The following is a 339-nucleotide window of genomic DNA, read 5'->3' as shown; positions in this document are numbered from 1 at the left end:
GACTGTTGGTTGGCTTAGAAAATATGGTACCTTTGATTGGGAAAACCAAACGACATTTAGCATGAAAAAGACTCCTGAACAGCGTATTATGGAATTGGAAGCTGAAGTTAAACTGCTTGAAAAACAGAAAGCATTTTTAGAGAGACAGTCTTACATTGCAGATAAAAAGGTCATATTTTTCGATATGATGATTAATCTTGCCGAGAAAGAATATGATATTGATATCAGAAAAAACTTACCATCCGAACAATCACCCGCTTCCGCAGTGAAGAAAAAGAAACCCTAATCTTTACCTGCGAATTGTTCGGATTGGATAGACAAGTCTATTATAGAAGTATC

1 pseudogene is annotated in these 339 nt (G+C 35.7%); it reads left to right on the top strand.

The annotated features are described in order from the left end of the window. Positions 1 to 286: pseudogene (locus SCA31_RS22745) on the top strand (hypothetical protein); the annotation flags it as partial. Between the last annotated feature and the right edge of the window lie 53 nt (positions 287 to 339).

The organism is Chryseobacterium sp. SIMBA_028, from assembly GCF_046535285.1.
Classification (GTDB): Bacteria; Bacteroidota; Bacteroidia; order Flavobacteriales; family Weeksellaceae; genus Chryseobacterium.
The sequence above is the reverse complement of the archived record's forward strand: the minus strand, read 5'-3'. Positions and strand labels throughout refer to the sequence as shown.